Raw genomic sequence first — 17,608 nt, 5'->3', positions numbered from 1 at the left:
CGGGCGGCCGCATCCGCGACCTTGGCTTATCCTCGTTTTTCAGTCCGCTCCGCTCCCCGAAAAACTCCGGCGGCTGCCGTCGCAGCCCAGGAAACAGGACGGGGGGCGACAATGGATCAGGCGACGCGCGCCACCACCTGGTCCACCGGGTTCGCCCCCTGATAGGCGCGGCCGAAGCGATTGGCCAGGAAATCATCCAGGGCGATGTCTTCCTGGCGGATGAAGCCGTGCGACGGCAGGCGGCCATCGGCCAGCATATCCAGCACGGCGCAGATGCCGGCGGCGGTGGTGGTCTGGATGGCGGTGCGCTGCCGGCCATGGGCATAGTCGCCGAAGACGCGGCTGGAATAGCTTTCCTGGGTCAGCTGGCCGTCCAGCATGCCGCTGACGGTGACGAAGATGACCACCACGTCCTGCATGGTGGCGGGCAAGGCCCCCTCCAGCACCGTCTTGAACAGGTCGCGCCGGTCGCGCAGGCGCAGATCGTTCAGCAGGGTCTTCATCAGCTGGCAGTGGCCGGGATAGCGGATGGTCTTGTAGTTCAGGGTGCGCACCCGGCCCTTCAGCACCTCCGCCAGGCTGCCCAGGCCGCCGGAGGTGTTGAACGCCTCATACGGCACGCCATCCAGCCAGAACTCCTCCCGCTCCTCCAGGGCCGGCACCTCGCGCAGCGCGCCCTCGACGATAGCCTCGCAGGGCTCGCAATACTCGTTGATGACGCCGTCGGTGCTCCAGGTCAGGTTATAGCCCAGGGAATTGCTGGCGTAGCGCGGCAGGGCGCCGACGCGCAGGCGCACGGCCTCCAGCGTGTCGAACTTCTTGGCCAGGCTGCCGGCGACGATGGAGATGAAGCCCGGCGCCAAGCCGCACTGGGGGATGAAGGCGTTGGGGGCGTTGGCCGCCAGTTCCTTCACCCGGCGGGTGGTGGCCACATCCTCCGTCAGGTCCAGGTAATGGCAGCGGGCGATGGCCGCGGCCTCCGCCACCTTGATGGTCAGGTGATAGGGCGCGGCGCTCAGCACGGCGTAGGCGCCGGTCAGCGCCTCGGTCAGGGCGGCCACATCGCTGATGTCGACCTCGCGCCGCTCGATGGGCAGGCGTTTGGAGACGCCGTCCAGCGCCTTGGCCGACCGGTCCAGCACCGTCACCAGGAAATCACCCGACCCCGCCAGGTTCTCCGCGATGATGGACCCGATCTTGCCTGCCCCGACGACGACGATGCGACGCATGTGTGCTCTCCCGGTCAAAAGTTCCCTGTTGGAACGACTGTCGGGCAAACCCTTGACGGAATGAACAATCAATGCGACCAATCTGACGGAAAATGGTGGGCAGAATGATCAGTCAGACAGACAATTTTCAACCTGACGACCTGGACATCGCCCTGCTGCGCCTGCTGGAGGCGGACAGCCGCCTGCCCACCGTGACGCTGGCCAAGCGCCTGGGCGTGTCCCGCACCACGGTGCAGGCCCGGCTGGAGCGGCTGGTGTCGCGCGGCGTCATCACCGCCTTCACCATCCGCCTGGATGAGGATTACCTGGCGCGGCGCATCCAGGGCCATGTCGCCATCACCCTGCTGCCCAAGGCGGCGCGACAGGTGGAAACGCGGCTGAAGGCCATGCCCCAGGTGCGCCAGCTCTATGCCGTCAGCGGCCCCTTCGACATGATCGCCGTCGTCTCCACCGAATCCATCGCCGAGATGAATAGGGTGATCGACGACATCGGCGCGGTGGAGGGGGTGGAGCGCACCAACTCCTCCATCATCCTGTCGCAGCGCCTGGCCCGCTGACCGCCCGTCCCACAGCCGCCTGCGGGGCTCCCTGAGTCGCCCCGCAGCCCTCGCGGGCGGCCCCGCCCTCTTTTTCGAAGATTACCCGCAAGGGCCTAGACCATTCGAAAAGTGGCGCGAGTCGGTACTGCTTTTGTCTATTCCGTTCGATCTAAGCAGAACTGCCGGTAATTATGTTTCCGAATCGTTTCAGAGATGCGCACGACTGTTACACAGCAGTTACACTCCGGCGTGAAACCGGTTGCTAAAGCCGTCAATTTTGCGACGCAGCATTGACGGGCATAAATTATCCAAAATAGCCTTTCCCCGTTGGCCCCGATCACAAGGGGACACGTTTCAGAAGAGATTTGTCTGGTTGGGGCCAGCAATATCAACAATCTCCAGAACAGCGGGGAAATCCATGGGCATGCCAAAATTCGGGCGGCGCGCATTGCTGCTGTCCTCGACCATGCTTGTCGGCGCCTTGGCGGCGGCGACGGATGCTGCGGCGCAACAGTCGGCCAACGCCAGCACCGACATGCAGGAAATCGTCGTCACGGGCTCACGCATCAAACAGGCCGCCAACCTGACCAGCGACAGTCCGCTGACGACGGTCGACAGCATCGAGATGAAGCTGCAGGGCACGACCAACGTCGAAACGATGCTGAACAACCTGCCCGGCATCACGGCGGCCCAGACCAACGCCCAGTCCAACGGCGCCACCGGCACCGCCACCATCAACCTGCGCAACCTGGGCGAAGCACGCACCCTGGTGTTAATCGACGGACGCCGCATGCCGCTGGGCGACCCGACCTACCCGTACGCGGACGTCAATTTCATCCCCGGCGCGCTGGTGGAAAGCGTGGACGTGGTCACCGGCGGCGCCTCGGCCGTCTACGGCTCGGACGCTGTGGCCGGTGTCGTGAATTTCAAGATGAAGCGCGACTTCGAAGGGGTGAAGATCGACTACCAGTTCTCCGCCGCGCAGCACAGCAACGAGAATGGTGACGCGCAAGGCGTCCTCAAGAAAAGCGCCTATCCGGTGAGCATCCCCGGGGACCGCTTCGACGGCTTCGTCCGCGACAGCTCCTTCGTGATGGGTGTCAACTCACCCAACAACAAGGGCAACGTCACCGCCTACGCGACCTACCGCTGGACCGAACCGGTGACGCAGGCGACCCGCGACTGGTCGGCGTGCACCATGGCCACCACCAGCAGCGACGAGAGCGCCCTCGCGACCCAGGACAACCAGCGCTATTGCTCGGGCTCGTCCAACAGCGCCTATGCCCGCCTGCGCACCAACGGCTCGGGCACCGGCTATTCGCTGAACCCGGACGGCTCCGCGTCCTTCGTGAAATACAACAGCGCGCTTGCCTTCAACTACGGCCCCTACAACTACATCCAGCGCCAGGATGAGCGGTATACGGGCGGCGCCTTCGCGCACTATGAGATCAGCCCGGCGTTCGACGTCTACACCGACTTCATGTTCATGTCCGACCACACCAAGGCGCAGATCGCGCCGTCGGGCTTCTTCAGCGGCACCACCTATTCCATCAACTGCGACAACCCGCTGATGTCGGCATCCGAAGCGACGACCCTGTGCGGGGCCAACGCCGGCAGCGCCAGCACCACCTGGAAAGGCTATGTCGCCTACCGCTTCACCGACAACAACGCGCCCCGCTACGATGACCTGCGGCACACCGACTACCGCTACGTCATCGGCACCAGGGGCGATCTGGGCGGCGGCTGGTCCTACGACGTTTACGCCCAGCATTCGGCGGTGATCTACAACGAGACCTACCAGAACGACGTTTCCATCGCCAAGCTGCAGAACGCGCTGCTGGCGAAGAACGTCAACGGCGTCGCCACCTGCGAATCCGTCATCAGCGGCACGGATACGGCCTGCGTGCCCATCAACATCTTCCAGTTGGGGAAGATCAGCAGCGCCGCCTACAACTACGTCTACACCACCAGCTTCAAGGAAGGCAGCACCACCCAGGACATCGTCAGCGGCACCGTCTCCGGCGACTTCGGCGCCTGGGGCTTGAAAAGCCCCTTCGCCAAGGATGCCGTGGCCGTCGCCTTGGGCAGCGAGTGGCGGCGCGACGCCATCGACCTGAAGTACAGCGAGAACGTGCTGTCCGGCGACCTGTCGGGCTCCGGCGCCGGCACCACCCAGCCGGCCGTGGGCGCCACCGAGGTGAAGGACATCTTCGGCGAACTGCGCCTGCCGCTGGTGTCGGACCAGCCCTTCATCAAGGACCTGTCCATCGACGCCGGCTACCGCTGGTCGGACTACAACCTGGCGGGCAAGGCCAACACCTACAAGGCCAGCTTGAACTACGCCCCCATCAGCGACGTGGCCTTCCGCGGCGGCTACAACCACGCCGTCCGCGCGCCCAACATCATCGAGCTGTTCCAGACCAGCACCTCGGGCATCGGCGGCGCGCTGGACCCCTGCTCCGGCTCCAGCCCGTCGGCCTCGCTGGCCCAGTGCGGCCGCACCGGCGTCACGGCCGCGCAGTACGGCAACATCTCCGAATGCACCTCCGTCGACGGCTGCAACACGCTGAGCGGCGGCAACAAGGCGCTGAAGCCGGAAACGGCGGACACCTACACCGCCGGCTTCGTCTTCACGCCGACCTTCATGCCCAACTTCGCGGCCACGGTCGATTACTACAACATCAAGATCCAGGACCTGATCGGCACGGTGCCGACCTCGCAGATCATGTCGCAATGCCTGAACACCGGTAATTCCTATTATTGCGACCTGATCCACCGCGGCGCCGCGGGCAGCCTGAACTCCAGTGACGGTTACTTCATCACCACCGACATCAACGCCGGCTACCGCCAGCAGGCGGGCATCGACATCTCCGGCACCTACCGCCAGGACCTGGAGGATCTGGGGATCAAGGACCTGGGTGGCGTGACCCTGAAGTTCATCGGTTCCTGGACGCAGTTCAACCGCTACCAGCCGCTGTTGCACGAGGCCAAGTATGACTGCGCCGGCCTCTACGGCAGTACCTGCGGCCAGCCCACGCCCCATTGGCGCCATCAGGTCCGCGTCACCTGGAACACGCCGTGGAACGCCGACCTGTCGGTCAACTGGCGCTACATCGGCGGCACCAGCCTGGACAACAACAGCACCGATCCCAGCCTGAACGCCGGTTCCGGCATCTACAACAACATCGACGGCAAGATCGCCGCCTACAATTACTTCGACCTTGCCGGGACCATCAACCTGATGGACCACTACACGCTGCGGTTCGGCGTCAACAACCTGTTCGACAAGGACCCGCCCATCCAGTCCGCCAACGACGACTATGTCAGCGTGCTGGGCACCTATGGCAACGGCAACACCTACCCCGGCATCTACGACACGCTGGGGCGGACGTTCTTTCTAGGCATCACCGCCGATTTCTGATCGGCGGGGGGCATCACCGCCGATTTCTAATCGCCGACTCCCGGAGCGGCTTATCGTATAATCTCGACACGCGGCGGGTCCCTACCCCAGGGGCCCGCCGTTTCTCGCTCCCGTTCACGACGCATCGGCGCACGCCTCATGACCAACGGCCAGTCCCCCTTCTCCATCCCCGTCACCCCGTCCGTTTCGGCGCCCCAGCGACAGCGCATCCAGGCGCTCATCCAGCAGGCCTTGACCTTCCAGACGCGGGGCCAGCTGCATGAAGCGGAACAGATCCTGCTGCAGGTGCTGGCGGTGGATGCCTCGGAGCCGGACGCGCTGCAGCTCATGGGCCTGATCGCCAAGCGCAACGGCAAGCTGGACCAGGCGGAACAGCTGCTGCGCCGCTCGCTGGTCGTGAACAGCCGCCAGCCGCATGTGAACTACAACCTGGGCAACCTGCTGAAGGACACCGGCCGCCCGGCCGAGGCGCTGCCCTTCTATGAAAAGGCCATCCTGTACAAGGCCGACTATGTCGAGGCCTACACCAACCGCGCCGAATGCCTGGCCGCGCTTGCCGAGACGGAAGCGGGCAATGCCCGCACGCTGCTGGAAACGGCCCTGCCGCTCTACCGCCGCGCCTTGCAACTGCAGCCCGACTTCGTGCCGGCGCGCGTGGGCATGGCCGAGGCCTACCTGCAGCTGGGTGAGCCGCAGCACGCGGAAGAGGTGCTGCGCGCCGGCCTGACCCGGTTGCCCAACGACTTCTACCTGAACAACAGCCTGGGCACGGCGCTGCGCCGCCAGCAGCGGTTCGAGGAAGCCGCGCCCTACCTGAAGCGCGCGGCCGAGCGGGCTCCGGACCGCTGGCAGATCTGGCTGAACCTGGGCAACACCTTCCTGGCCCTGGGCCAGATGGACGACGCCATCGTCTGCTTCAAGAAGGTGGTGGTGCTGGATCCCGCCAACTACGCCGCGCAAAGCGCCCTGAACCAGGCGCTGTGGGAAACAGGCCAGCACACCCAGTTGCTGAATTCCTACGAATGGGCCAAGGAACGCAAGCCCAACGACCCTGAACTGCTGAAGATGGCGGCGGAGGCCTACATCCTGTTCGGCCGGCATGAGGAGGCGGAGGTCAACATCGCCGCCGTCGCCGCCCTGGAGCCCGACGCCCCCGCCCTTCCCCGCCTGCGCACCACCCTGCTGCTGGCCCAGCAGCGGGTGGAGGAGGCGCTGGAGGCCGCCCGCCAGGGCCTGGCCGCCGCGCCGGACGACCAGCTGCTGCTACATCGGGTGGCCGAGTCCGCCCTGCGCCTGAACCGGCCGGCCGAGGCGCTGGAAGCCGCCCAACGCCTGGACGCCGTGGTGCGGGACAGCCAGTTCGCCGCCGCCTTCCAGGCCACCGCCTACCGACTGCTGAGCCAGCCGGACCCGCGCGGCCTATACGATTACGACCGCTTCATCCAATCCACCGACCTGGCGCCGCCGGCAGGCTACGCCGATTTGGCGGCCTTCCACGCCGACCTGATGACGGCGCTGGACGCCCAGCACGTGGCCACGCACGAACCCATCGAGCAGACGCTGCGCAACGGCACGCAGACGCGGGAGAATTTGTTCACGCGCGTGGGCGTGGCCCCCGCCATCCAGGCGCTGCGCGACAGCATCCTGGCCGCCACCCACCGCTATATCGCGGCCTTGCCGGACGATCCCGACCATCCCTTCCTGCGGCGCAAGGGCCAGTCCCTGGTCTGGGCAGGATCATGGTCCGCCCGCCTGCGCGACCAGGGCTATCACACCAACCACATCCATCCCGAGGGCTGGATCAGCGGCTGCTACTATGTGGACATGCCCGACGTGGTGAAGGATGCCGAGGGCAAGCAGGGCTGGATCACCTTCGGCGCCTTCGCCCAGGGGACCGGCGCCACCCTGCCGTGGGAACGGGTCATCCAGCCGCGCCCCGGCCTGCTGGTGCTGTTCCCCAGCTACATGTGGCACGGCACCATCCCCTTCCACAGCGAGCAAACACGCACGACCGTTGCGTTTGATATCGGCGGCCGGACCTAATCGGCGCGATTGGGCGGCGCATTGCCTATTTTTTGCGCTGCCCAAAAAACATGCTGCAATGCACTTTAACGCCTGCTGGCATTGATGGTACCGTGACCGGGTCAGGGCACCGGGGGCTATGGGTCGCCATCGCTTCCGCGAACAGGGGAAGTCATGAGCATCCACGTCGCCATCAATCACAAGACCAGCTACCGCTACGACCGGCTTATCAATCTGGGGGCGCAGCTGGTGCGCTTGCGGCCGGCGCCGCATTGCCGCACACCCATCCTGTCGTATTCGCTGAAGGTCACGCCCAAGCAGCACTTCCTGAACTGGCAGCAGGACCCCCAGTCCAACTGGCTGGCACGCCTGGTCTTCCCCGAAAAGACGGAGGAATTCACGTTGGAGGTGGACCTGGTGGCCGACATGGCGGTCATCAACCCCTTCGACTTCTTCCTGGAGCCGGCGGCGGAGAAATTCCCCTTCACCTATGAGCCGTGGCTGGCCAAGGACCTCAAGCCCTTCCTGGAAGCCGACGAGCCCGGGCCCCTGGTCAAGGCGCTGCTGGCCGATATCGACCTCACGCCCACGGGCACCGTCGCCTTCCTGGCCGATGTAAACCTGAAGCTGCAGCAGCGCATCGGCTATGTCATCCGCCTGGAACCCGGCGTGCAGACGCCGGAGGAAACGCTGCAGCTGGGCACGGGCTCCTGCCGCGACACCGCCTGGCTGCTGGTGCAGATCCTGCGCAACCTGGGCCTGGCCGCCCGCTTCGCCTCCGGCTACCTGGTACAGCTGGTGGCCGACCAGAAGCCGCTGGAGGGGCCGGACGGCCCCACGGCCGACTTCACGGACCTGCACGCCTGGACGGAGGTCTACCTGCCCGGCGCCGGCTGGATTGGCCTTGACCCCACCTCCGGCCTGTTCGCGGGTGAGGGCCACATCCCGCTGGCCTGCACGCCCGACCCCTTCTCCGCCGCCCCGGTCACCGGCGGCCTGGACATGTGCGAGGTGACGTTCGAACACGCGATGTCGGTCACCCGCATCCGTGAGCAGCCGCGCACCACCAAGCCCTACACCCCCGACCAGTGGGGCGCCATCGACCGTCTGGGCCAGCAGGTGGACCGCGAGATCGTGGACGGCGACATCCGCCTGACCATGGGCGGCGAGCCCACCTTCATCTCCATCGACGATATGGAGGGGGCGGAGTGGAACACGGCGGCGCTGGGCCCCACCAAGCGCCTGCTGTCCGGCGACCTCATCCGCCGCCTGCAGGCCCGCTACGCCCAGGGCGGCCTGCTGCATTTCGGCCAAGGCAAGTGGTATCCCGGGGAAAGTCTGCCGCGCTGGGCGCTGCAGCTGTTCTGGCGGCGTGACGGCGACGCCCTGTGGACCCATGCCGAATACCTGGCCGATGAGCGCCGCCACTACGGCTATGGCCTGGCCGAGTCCGAGCGGTTCATCCGCCGCCTGGCGGAACGGCTGGGCATCAATCCCGACTACGCGCGGGGCGCCTTCGAGGATCCCTGGCACTACATCCGCAAGGAACGCGAGCTGCCGGTGAACGTCGACCCGTTCGACAGCAAGCTGGAGAACGCGGAGGAGCGGGCGCGCCTGGCCAAGGTGTTCGACACCGGCCTGGGCACCGCCGTCGGCTACGCCCTGCCCATCAGCCGCCGGCATGAGGCCAGCGGCCCCGTCTGGCTGTCCAGCGCCTGGCCCACGCGCAGCGACAGGCTGCTGCTGGCCCCGGGCGACAGCCCCATCGGCTACCGCCTGCCCCTGGGCTCCCTGCCCTGGGTCGACACCATCGACCGCGTCTATTCCTACGAGCAGGATCCCTTCGACAGCCGGCCGGACCTGCCGTCGCGTGAGGACCTGGAACGGCAGATGGTCTTGCGCAAGGGCCAGACGGAACCGTTGCGCCAGCACGCCATGGCCGACGTGCGCGACCAGGTGCCGGAAAAAGGCGCCAGCGCCTGGTGGCTGGTGCGCACGGCCTTGTGCATTCAGCCGCGCGACGGCCGCCTCTACATCTTCCTGCCGCCCACCAGCTATCTGGAGGACTGGATCGAGCTGGTCACCCAGATCGAGGCCACCTGCGTCGACCTGGACCTGGCCGTCGTCCTGGAGGGCTATCCCCCGCCCCGCGATCCGCGCCTGAACAGCATGGCCGTGACGCCGGACCCGGGCGTCATCGAGGTGAACATCCACCCCTCATCCAACTGGCAGGACCTGGTCTACACCACCACCACCCTGTACGAGGACGCACGCCAGACCCGCCTGGGCACGGAGAAGTTCGCGCTGGACGGCCGCCACGTCGGCACCGGCGGCGGCAACCATGTGGTGGTGGGCGGCCCGACGGCGGCGGACAGCCCCTTCCTGCGCCGGCCGGACGTGCTGCGCTCCCTGCTGGCCTATTTCCAGAACCACCCCAGCCTGTCCTACCTGTTCAGCACCATGTTCATCGGCCCCACCAGCCAGCACCCCCGGGTGGACGAGGCGCGGCACGAAAGCCTGTATGAGCTGGAGATCGCCTTCAAGGAGCTGGACCGCGCCGGCCCCAACCCGCCGCCCTGGCTGGTGGACCGGGCGCTGCGCCACCTGCTGGTGGACGTGCAGGGCAATACCCACCGCTCCGAATTCTGCATCGACAAGCTGTACAGCCCCGACAGTTCCACCGGCCGGTTGGGCCTGGTGGAACTGCGCAGCTTCGAGATGCCGCCCCACGCGCAAATGAGCCTGGTGCAGCAGTTGCTGTTGCGCACCCTGATCGCCTGGTTCTGGCGGGAGCCCTATCGCGCCGGCCTGGTGCGCTGGGGCACCAAGCTGCACGACCGTTTCCTGCTGCCGCAGTTCGTGACCCAGGACATCCAGGACGTGGTGGCGGAGCTGCGCGAGGCCGGCTACGCCTTCGAGGAGTCTTGGTTCGCCCCGCACCTGAACTTCCGCTTCCCAAAGATCGGCAGCGTCAGCCAGCGCAGCCTGGCCCTGGAGCTGCGCACGGCGTTGGAACCCTGGAACGTGCTGGGCGAGGAGCCGGGCGGCGGCGGCACCGTGCGCTATGTCGACAGCAGCCTGGAACGCATTCAGGTCCGCATGACGGGCATGGTGGGCGACCGCTACGCCGTCACCTGCAACGGCCGCCGCCTGCCCCTGCACCCCACGGGCACGGAGGGAGAGTACGTGGCAGCCGTCCGCTATCGCGCCTGGCAGCCGCCCGGATGCCTGCACCCGACTATCCCCGTGCATACGCCCCTGGTCTTCGATATTTTGGATCTGTGGACGGAACGGTCCGTCGGCGGCTGCACCTATCACGTCGCCCATCCAGGAGGGCGCAACTTCACCACCTTCCCGGTCAATGCCAATGAAGCGGAGGGGCGCCGGCTGGCGCGCTTCCATCCCTTCGGGCATACGCCGGGGCCCATGGCCATCCCGCCGGAAACACGGAACCCAGACTATCCCATGACCCTAGACCTGAGACTTGGCTGAGCAGGATTTGGCGGAGCCCGTTTCCCAACAGCCGCCCGAGCAGCCTTCGCTGTTCAGCGACGCCGGCGACCTCGGTTATGGAACCGGTCCCATCTTTGACGAGATGGTGACCGGCACGGGGCAGTTGCGCGCGCACTGGCAGCAGTTCTTCGCCGCCCATGGCCCGTTCACCCCGGAGCAGATGACGGCGCGGTGGGCGGCGGCGCGCCAAAGGCTGTTCCTGAACGGGGTCACCTTCAACTCCTACCGTGATCCGCAGGGGACGGAACGGCCTTGGCCGCTGGATCCCGTGCCCCTGCTGCTCTCGGCCCCGGAATGGCAGGCGATCAGCGCCGGGCTGGTGCAGCGGGCCACCCTGGCCGAAAAGGCGCTGGAGGACTTTTATGGTCCCCAGACCCTGCTGTCCGATGGCGTCATTCCACCCAGCCTGCTCTATGCCGATCCCGGCTATCTGCGCGCCTGCCAGGGCATGGACGTGCCGGGCGGCCGGCGCCTGGTACTGTTCGCCGCCGACCTGGTGCGCGACGGCGACGGCCAGTGGCGGGTGCTGACCTGCCGGACGGAAGCGCCCACCGGCGTGGGCTATGCCCTGGAGAACCGGGCGGTGCTGAGCCAGACCCTGGCCGACCCCTTCCGTGCCTGCAATGTGGAGCGGCTGTCGCCCTTCTTCGAGGCCCTGCGCGCGGCCGTCGCCCGCGCCGCCCCCCAGCACTCCGGGGTGGATGGCCATCCCCGCGCCGTGCTGCTGACCCCCGGCCCCTTCAACGAGGCCTATTTCGAGCACGCCTACCTCGCCCGCCATCTGCGCATGACCCTGGCGGAAGGGGCGGACATGGTGGTGCGCGACCAGGCCGTCTACCTGAAGACCCTGGCGGGTTTGGAACGGGTGGACGTCATCCTGCACCGCGTGGACGACGCCTTCTGCGACCCACTGGAATTGCGCGTGGACAGCGCGCTGGGCGTCCCCGGCCTGCTGCAGGCGGTGCGCACCGGGTCCGTCGCTGTGGTCAACGCCCTGGGGTCCGGCATGGCGGAAAGCATGGCGTTGCTGTCCCATATGCCGGCGCTGAGCCGGCGCCTGCTGGGCGAGGATCTGCTGCTGCCCAACGTGCCGACCTATTGGGGCGGGGACCCGGAACAGCGCGAGGCGCTGCTGGCGCAGCTGGACCGCATGGTGATGCGGCCGGCCTTCTCCAGCCTGCCCGGCCACGTCGTCAATGGGCCCGACCTGGATGAGGCCGCGCGCGGGGATCTGGCCGCGCGCATCCGCGCCCGGCCGCAGGACTGGGCGGGCCAGCTGCCGGTCGCCCCCTCCACCGCGCCGCTGTGGCGGGACGGCCGGGTGGAACCGCGCCCCCTGGTCGTGCGCGCCTTCCTCTGCGCCAGCGGCGACGGCGGCTGGACAGTCATGCCGGGCGGCCTGGTGCGCATCAGCGCCGATGCGCGCCATGCCGCCGTGTCGCTGCAGGAGGGTGCCGGCTCCAAGGATCTCTGGATCGTCGGGGCGGAACCACCGGGCACGATCCGCCGCCTGATCAGCGCGCCCGACGGCGCGCGCGAGCCCAGCCCCGTGCCCGGCAACCTTCCCAGCCGCGCGGCCGACCACCTGTTCTGGGTGGGCCGGTACGCCGAGCGCGCGGCATCGGCCGTGCGCCTGCTGCGCGGTGCCACCCTGCGCCTGTCCGACGACAGCCGGCCGGCCGCGCGGGAGGAATTGTCGCCGCTGTTGCGCCTGATGGGCCGCGCCACCCTGATCCCGCAGGAAATCGCGCAGCTGCCCGACAGCGACGCCGTGCGCGGCATGCGCCAGGCGCTGGAAATCGCGGTCGATCCCGCCAACCCGGGCAGTCTGGTGGCCACGACCGGCCGGCTGCGCCGCGCCATGGGCAGCGTGCGCGATCGCCTGCCCCTGGACAGCCGCCAGATCCTGGGCCGCCTGGACGTGCTTGGCACACGCCTGGCCAAGGCGGATCGCGCGGCGCTGGCCGTGCTGCTGGGCGACTTCAGCCAGGTGCTGGCGGCGCAGACGGGGCTGGAGCTGGACAGCATGCCCCGTGGCGCCGGCTGGCGCTTCCTGGTGCTGGGCCGCCGGCTGGAGCGCGCCATCGACGCGGTGGAGCGGCTGCAAGCCAGCGGCATCGCCCATGAGCGGCCGGACGCCGCCACGCAGGAGGTGCTGCTGGAACTGGCGGAGGCGGGCCCTGCCTACCGGGAGCGTTTCCCGGTGGGGGTGCAGCGCGAGGCGGCGCTGAGCCTGCTGCTGACCGATCCGGAACATCCGCATTCCCTGCTGTTCCAGCTGGAGACCATACGCCGCCAGGTTTCCCGCCTGCCCTCCCTGCCCGCCTTCGGCGCCGCCGGTGGCGCGGATCCGCTGATGCGCCTGGCGGACCTGGTGGCGCAAGCCAGCTATCGCGTGCAGGACCTGGCGCTGACCCGGGACATGGGGCTGTTGAGCGCCACTCTGTTCCAGCTGGGCTGGGCGCTGCCCGACATGTCCAATCTGCTGTCACAAGCCTATTTCAGCCATGTCCGCGCCCGTGCCGCCTGACCAGCCCCGCCCAGCGCCCGTCCGCTACCGCTGCCGCCACACCACGCGTTACAGCTACACGGTGCAGGTCGTCTCCTCCCAGCTGATCGCCCATCTGGGACCGCGCGACGTAGCGGGCCAGCGGGCGCGGGTGGTGGCGCTGACCGTGGAGCCCGAGCCCGCCGTGGTGGCGGACCGCCTGGATTGGCTGGGCAACCCCACCAGCTATGTCGCCATCGACACGCCCCACCTGGACCTGTCCATGACGGTGGAGCTGGACGTCATCCTGTCGCCGCGGCCCGCCCCGGACTTGGAGGCGACACCGGCTTGGGAGGCGATCGCGGCCGAGGCGCCCCGGCAGCTGGCGGTGGCGGAGTTCATCGAGGCGTCCCCCCGCCTGCCCCAGCCCAGCCCGGCTCTGGCCGCCTTCGCCACCGGCAGCTTCCCGGCCGGCAGGCCCGTCGGCGCCGGCGCCCGCGATCTGGCACGCCGCATCCACGACGGCTTCGCCTTCGATGCCGCCGCCACCAGCGTGACTACGCCCGTGCTGGAGGCGCTGGCGCTCAAGCGCGGCGTCTGCCAGGACTTCGCCCATGTCATGATCGGCGCCTTGCGCGCCCTGGGCCTGCCCGCCCGCTACGTCAGCGGCTATCTGCGCACCTTGCCGCCCCCCGGCCAGCCGCGCCTGCAAGGGGCCGACGCCAGCCACGCCTGGGTGCAAGTATGGTGCGGGCCCGACGCCGGCTGGGTCGATATGGACCCCACCAACGACACGCTGATCGACCGCAACCACATCACCCTGGCCTATGGCCGCGACTATGACGACGTCTGCCCCCTGCGCGGCGTCATCCTGGGCGGTGACACCCACGCCCTGTATGTCAGCGTGGACGTTGAAGAGATGGGGGATGAACCGCCCGCCGTGCGGCAGGCGCAAATGCAGGACGGCCAGGGCCAAAGCCAATCACAGACGCTCTGATCCGTACAATAAAGACAATCAAAAAATCGGTCGGGAGGACCGCATGACCCATCCCAAGGTCGACGCCTATGTGGAGAAGGCCGGCAAATGGCGCGAGGAAATCGCCAAGCTGCGGGCCATCGCGCTGGATTGCCCGCTGGTGGAGGACTTCAAGTGGGGCCACCCCTGCTATACCTCGGACGGCGCCAACATCGTCCTGATCCACGGCTTCAAGGAGTACTGCGCCCTGCTGTTCTTCAAGGGTGCGCTCATGAAAGATCCTAATGGCATCCTGATCCAGCAGACGGAGAACGTGCAGGCCGGCCGCCAGATCCGCTTCACCAACAGTGGTGAGATCGCCCAGCTGGCGCCGACGCTGAAGGCCTACATCCTGGAAGCCATCGCCGTGGAAAAGGCGGGCCTGAAGGTGGACTTCAAGCCGACCAGGGAATTCGCCGTGCCCGAGGAACTCCAAAGCCGGCTGGACAGCGATCCAGCGCTGAAGGCGGCGTTCGAGGCGCTGACGCCCGGCCGGCAGCGGGGCTATCTGCTGCACCTTTCTTCCGCCAAGCAGGCCAAGACCCGGTTGGCGCGCCTCGAGAAATGTGCGCCCCTGATCCTGGCCGGCAAAGGGCTGGACGACTAGCGTGGTCGGTTCAGGTGGCATCACCTGAACCGTGTAGCACGCGACGATCGCAATCAGTCGGCGACGATGCGGGCGCGCAGGTCGGCGTGGGTGAAGCGCAGCGCGTTCTCCGGCACCTCCGACCACGGGCCGATGAAGTCACCGGCCATGTAGTGGAAGCCGGCGCCATCGGCGTAAGAGGCCATCAGGCTGGTGTCCACGCCCTCCACGCCCGCGTGCACGCGCAGGCGCAACGCCTCGTGGGAGAAGCGTGACAGCTCCGGCCCCCAGCGCTTGGGCGAGGCGCCGGGCGGCAGCAGCATGGTGACGATGTAGATGCCGGCCGCCGCCAGGGCCGGCAGATCCTGGCAGCCGCTCTCCACCACGGCGATGACCACCCGGCTGAACTGTTTCAGGAACGCCACCATCTCCGTCGCCCGGCTGACCGGCACCCCTTGGGGGAAGCCCACGACATGGAAGGCCAGGAACGCCACCAGTTCCTTCGGAATGGCCTGCAAGGCCGCCAGATATTCACGCCGCCGGGCTATGCCGGCCAGCGTCTCGAAATGCACCGGCACCGACAGGAAACAGCGGAACTGGTTGCGGTACAGTTCGCCATAGACCTCCATGCTCTGGCGCAGCACGTCCAGGTCCAGGCCCAGTATTTGCTGCATGTCCTGCGGGTCGGCGGCGCAGTCGTAGCCCCAGAGCGGCAGGCGCCCCCGGCGGGGCCGCATGGCCCGGGCGAGGTAAATGGACAGCACCTCCTTGCGCACATCCCAGATGGGACGGTAGACGACCTGCACCGGCTCTTCCTGCGGGGCGGCATGGGCCCACCAGGGATTGGCCTTGTCGGCGCTGGTCTCCGCCGCGACCGCGGCCCCCGCCAGCGAGGCGGCGCCCGCCAGCATTTCATGCAGGCTGCTGCTCTGGAACAGCAACTCCCCATCCATCTCATGCACGGCGGAATGGACGCGCACGGCGGCCGTATCGACATCGCCCAGCAACAGGCGCTGCAGCTGCTCCACCACCTTGGCGCAGACCAGGCCCGCCTCTGTCCGGCCCAGCTGGTGGAAGACGACGATATAGCCCTCCTCCCCATGCCGGAACCAGGCGTCCCTGGGACTCAACAGCTGCCGCAACAGGCGTTCCGCCAGCATGTGCACCCTGTCCGCCACCCGCGGCCAGCGGTTCCCCAGCCGCGCGCGCAGACTGTCCAGCCCCACCATGTGCAGGCTGCCCGCAGCGGCCTGGGTCTGGGCCTGGAAAATGGCGCGCAGCTTGGGCGCCGCTTCCGTGAACTGTCCTGTCTGCTCCCGCTGAACCAAACCATCCATGACCGACAATCCCAAAACTCCCCATCCCTAGGGCTTCAGATTGCCGGTCGGGTGGTTAAGAAAGGTTTGTCACCGAAGCACATCCTGCGCCCCGCGATGACGGGGGTGGAGAGCGTCAGCCCTTCCGGCCCGCATCCATGCGGGCCCGGAGGTCGGTGCGGGTGAAGCGCAGGGCGTTTTCCGGAACCTCGGACCAGGGGCCGATAAAGTCGCCGGCCATGTAGTGAAAGCCGGCTTCATCGGCACAGGACGCCATGGCGGCGGTATCCACGCCTTCGATGCCCGCCCGCATGCGCAGGCGGGAAGCTTCGTGCGAGAAGCGCTTGAGGTCGATCCCCCAATGCTTGGGCGAGGCGCCCGGCGGCAGCAGTATGATGGAAATATAGACGCCTGCCGCGGCCAGGGCAGGCAAATCCTGAGAGCCGTTTTCCACTATGGCCGTGACCACCCGGCTGAACTGCTTCAGGAAGGCGACCATCTCGGCCGCGCGGCTGGCGGGGATCCCCTGCGGGAAACCCACAAGGTGGAAGGCCAGGAAGGCCCGCAGCTCCCGGGGAATGGCCTGGAGGGCGGACAGGTATTCCCGCCGCCGCCCCACGCTGGCCAGCGTCTCGAAATGGACCGGCACCGACAGGAAGCAGCGGAACTGGTTCGCATACAACTCCCCATACACTTCCATGGTCTGCCGCAGCACCTCCATATCCAGCGCCAGAATCTGCTGCATGTCCTGGGAGTCGGCGATGCAGTCATAGCCCCATAAGGGCTGCCGCCCCCGGCGTGGCCGCATGATGCGCGCCATGTAGATCGACAGCACTTCCTTGCGCACATCCCAGATGGGCCGGTAGACGACCTGCGCCGGCTGCTCCTGCAAGGCGGCATGGGTCCACCATGCATTCGCCTTGCCGGTCTCCACCGCCGTCTCAGCCGCAGTGGAATCCGCCGCCAGCGTGGCGGCGCCCGCCAGCATTTCGTTCAGGCTGTTGCTTTGGAACAGCAACTCGCGGCCGACCTGATGGACGGCGGAATGCACGTGCACGGCGGCGGTGTCGACATCGCCCAGCAAAAGACGCTGCAACTGCTCCACCACCTTGGCGCATACCAAGCCGGCCTCGCGCTTGCCCAGCTGGGCGAAGACGACGATGTAACCCTCCTCCCCATGGCGGAACCAGGTATCCTTGGGCGTCAGCAGCTGCCCCAGCAGGCGTTCCGCCAACATGTGCACACGGTCCGCCACCCGCGGCCAGCGGGTCCCCAACCGCTCGCGCAGGCTATCCAGCCCGACCATGTGAAGGCTGCCGGCACAGGCTTGATTCTGCGCGCGGAAAATGGCGCGCAGCTTGGGTGCCGCCGCCAGGAGCTGCTCGCTCGACTGTTCCAGCTCCAGCCCATCCATCAACCACCCCCCGTTGAAAATATTTTGATTCTATCACTGCAGGATGGTGCCGAAGCTATTAAGAA

Annotated in this window: 10 protein-coding genes; 7 read left to right on the top strand and 3 right to left on the bottom strand. The window is 67.4% G+C overall.

Going from position 1 to position 17,608, the window contains the following annotated elements:
- Positions 1–116: 116 nt before the first annotated feature.
- On the bottom strand, positions 117–1,229 hold the full coding sequence (locus FBZ88_RS08410; RefSeq protein ID WP_145616377.1) for a saccharopine dehydrogenase family protein: 1,113 nt from the start codon (positions 1,227–1,229) through the stop codon (positions 117–119).
- A gap of 104 nt (positions 1,230–1,333) precedes the next feature.
- On the opposite strand from FBZ88_RS08410, the gene FBZ88_RS08405 reads away from it, so the two are divergent.
- The 7 genes from FBZ88_RS08405 to FBZ88_RS08375 all read left to right on the top strand — a co-directional run bounded on the left by FBZ88_RS08405 (position 1,334) and on the right by FBZ88_RS08375 (position 14,834).
- Entirely contained in the window at positions 1,334–1,786 is a 453-nt protein-coding gene (locus FBZ88_RS08405) for an Lrp/AsnC family transcriptional regulator (protein WP_145616376.1), read from the top strand.
- A gap of 400 nt (positions 1,787–2,186) precedes the next feature.
- A complete protein-coding gene (locus FBZ88_RS08400; protein WP_145616375.1) occupies positions 2,187–5,189 on the top strand; it encodes a TonB-dependent receptor domain-containing protein in 3,003 nt (1,000 codons plus the stop codon).
- Positions 5,190–5,327: 138 nt separating this feature from the next.
- Positions 5,328–7,232 carry a tetratricopeptide repeat protein gene (locus tag FBZ88_RS08395; RefSeq protein ID WP_145616373.1) on the top strand — a complete coding sequence of 635 codons (1,905 nt, stop codon included), beginning with the start codon at positions 5,328–5,330 and terminating at the stop codon, positions 7,230–7,232.
- 153 nt (positions 7,233–7,385) lie between these two features.
- The gene (locus FBZ88_RS08390) at positions 7,386–10,703 is read left to right on the top strand and encodes a transglutaminase family protein (RefSeq protein ID WP_145616371.1); all 3,318 of its coding nucleotides are present in this window, start codon (positions 7,386–7,388) and stop codon (positions 10,701–10,703) included.
- Positions 10,696–13,254: a circularly permuted type 2 ATP-grasp protein gene (locus FBZ88_RS08385; RefSeq protein WP_246138563.1), complete on the top strand. Its 2,559-nt coding sequence runs from the start codon at positions 10,696–10,698 to the stop codon at positions 13,252–13,254. Before FBZ88_RS08390 ends, FBZ88_RS08385 begins: the two co-directional genes overlap by 8 nt.
- Entirely contained in the window at positions 13,232–14,209 is a 978-nt protein-coding gene (locus FBZ88_RS08380) for a transglutaminase family protein (RefSeq protein ID WP_145616370.1), read from the top strand. Before FBZ88_RS08385 ends, FBZ88_RS08380 begins: the two co-directional genes overlap by 23 nt.
- A 43-nt stretch (positions 14,210–14,252) precedes the next feature.
- Positions 14,253–14,834 carry a YdeI/OmpD-associated family protein gene (locus tag FBZ88_RS08375; protein WP_145616368.1) on the top strand — a complete coding sequence of 194 codons (582 nt, stop codon included), beginning with the start codon at positions 14,253–14,255 and terminating at the stop codon, positions 14,832–14,834.
- Positions 14,835–14,887: 53 nt separating this feature from the next.
- Here the strand turns inward: FBZ88_RS08375 and FBZ88_RS08370 are convergent, their stop codons facing one another.
- Together FBZ88_RS08370 and FBZ88_RS08365 are read right to left on the bottom strand one after the other, a co-directional pair.
- Complete coding sequence (locus FBZ88_RS08370; protein ID WP_145616366.1) at positions 14,888–16,150, bottom strand: hypothetical protein; 1,263 nt, start codon at positions 16,148–16,150, stop codon at positions 14,888–14,890.
- Between the two features lie 115 nt (positions 16,151–16,265).
- A complete protein-coding gene (locus FBZ88_RS08365; RefSeq protein ID WP_145616365.1) occupies positions 16,266–17,543 on the bottom strand; it encodes a hypothetical protein in 1,278 nt (425 codons plus the stop codon).
- Between the last annotated feature and the right edge of the window lie 65 nt (positions 17,544–17,608).

The sequence above is a fragment of the Nitrospirillum bahiense genome (assembly GCF_007828025.1).
GTDB classification, from domain to species: domain Bacteria; phylum Pseudomonadota; class Alphaproteobacteria; order Azospirillales; family Azospirillaceae; genus Nitrospirillum; species Nitrospirillum amazonense.
This window is presented reverse-complemented; position numbering and strand designations above follow the sequence as displayed.

Bases quoted from the DNA above. Each gene is read 5' to 3' on its own strand.
- FBZ88_RS08410 (WP_145616377.1), bottom strand. From the start codon at position 1,229: ATGCGTCGCATCGTCGTCGTCGGGGCAGGCAAGATCGGGTCCATCATC.
- FBZ88_RS08370 (WP_145616366.1), bottom strand. From the start codon at position 16,150: ATGGATGGTTTGGTTCAGCGGGAGCAGACAGGACAGTTCACGGAAGCG.
- FBZ88_RS08375 (WP_145616368.1), top strand. From the start codon at position 14,253: ATGACCCATCCCAAGGTCGACGCCTATGTGGAGAAGGCCGGCAAATGG.
- FBZ88_RS08400 (WP_145616375.1), top strand. From the start codon at position 2,187: ATGGGCATGCCAAAATTCGGGCGGCGCGCATTGCTGCTGTCCTCGACC.
- FBZ88_RS08365 (WP_145616365.1), bottom strand. From the start codon at position 17,543: ATGGATGGGCTGGAGCTGGAACAGTCGAGCGAGCAGCTCCTGGCGGCG.
- FBZ88_RS08405 (WP_145616376.1), top strand. From the start codon at position 1,334: ATGATCAGTCAGACAGACAATTTTCAACCTGACGACCTGGACATCGCC.
- FBZ88_RS08395 (WP_145616373.1), top strand. From the start codon at position 5,328: ATGACCAACGGCCAGTCCCCCTTCTCCATCCCCGTCACCCCGTCCGTT.
- FBZ88_RS08380 (WP_145616370.1), top strand. From the start codon at position 13,232: ATGTCCGCGCCCGTGCCGCCTGACCAGCCCCGCCCAGCGCCCGTCCGC.
- FBZ88_RS08390 (WP_145616371.1), top strand. From the start codon at position 7,386: ATGAGCATCCACGTCGCCATCAATCACAAGACCAGCTACCGCTACGAC.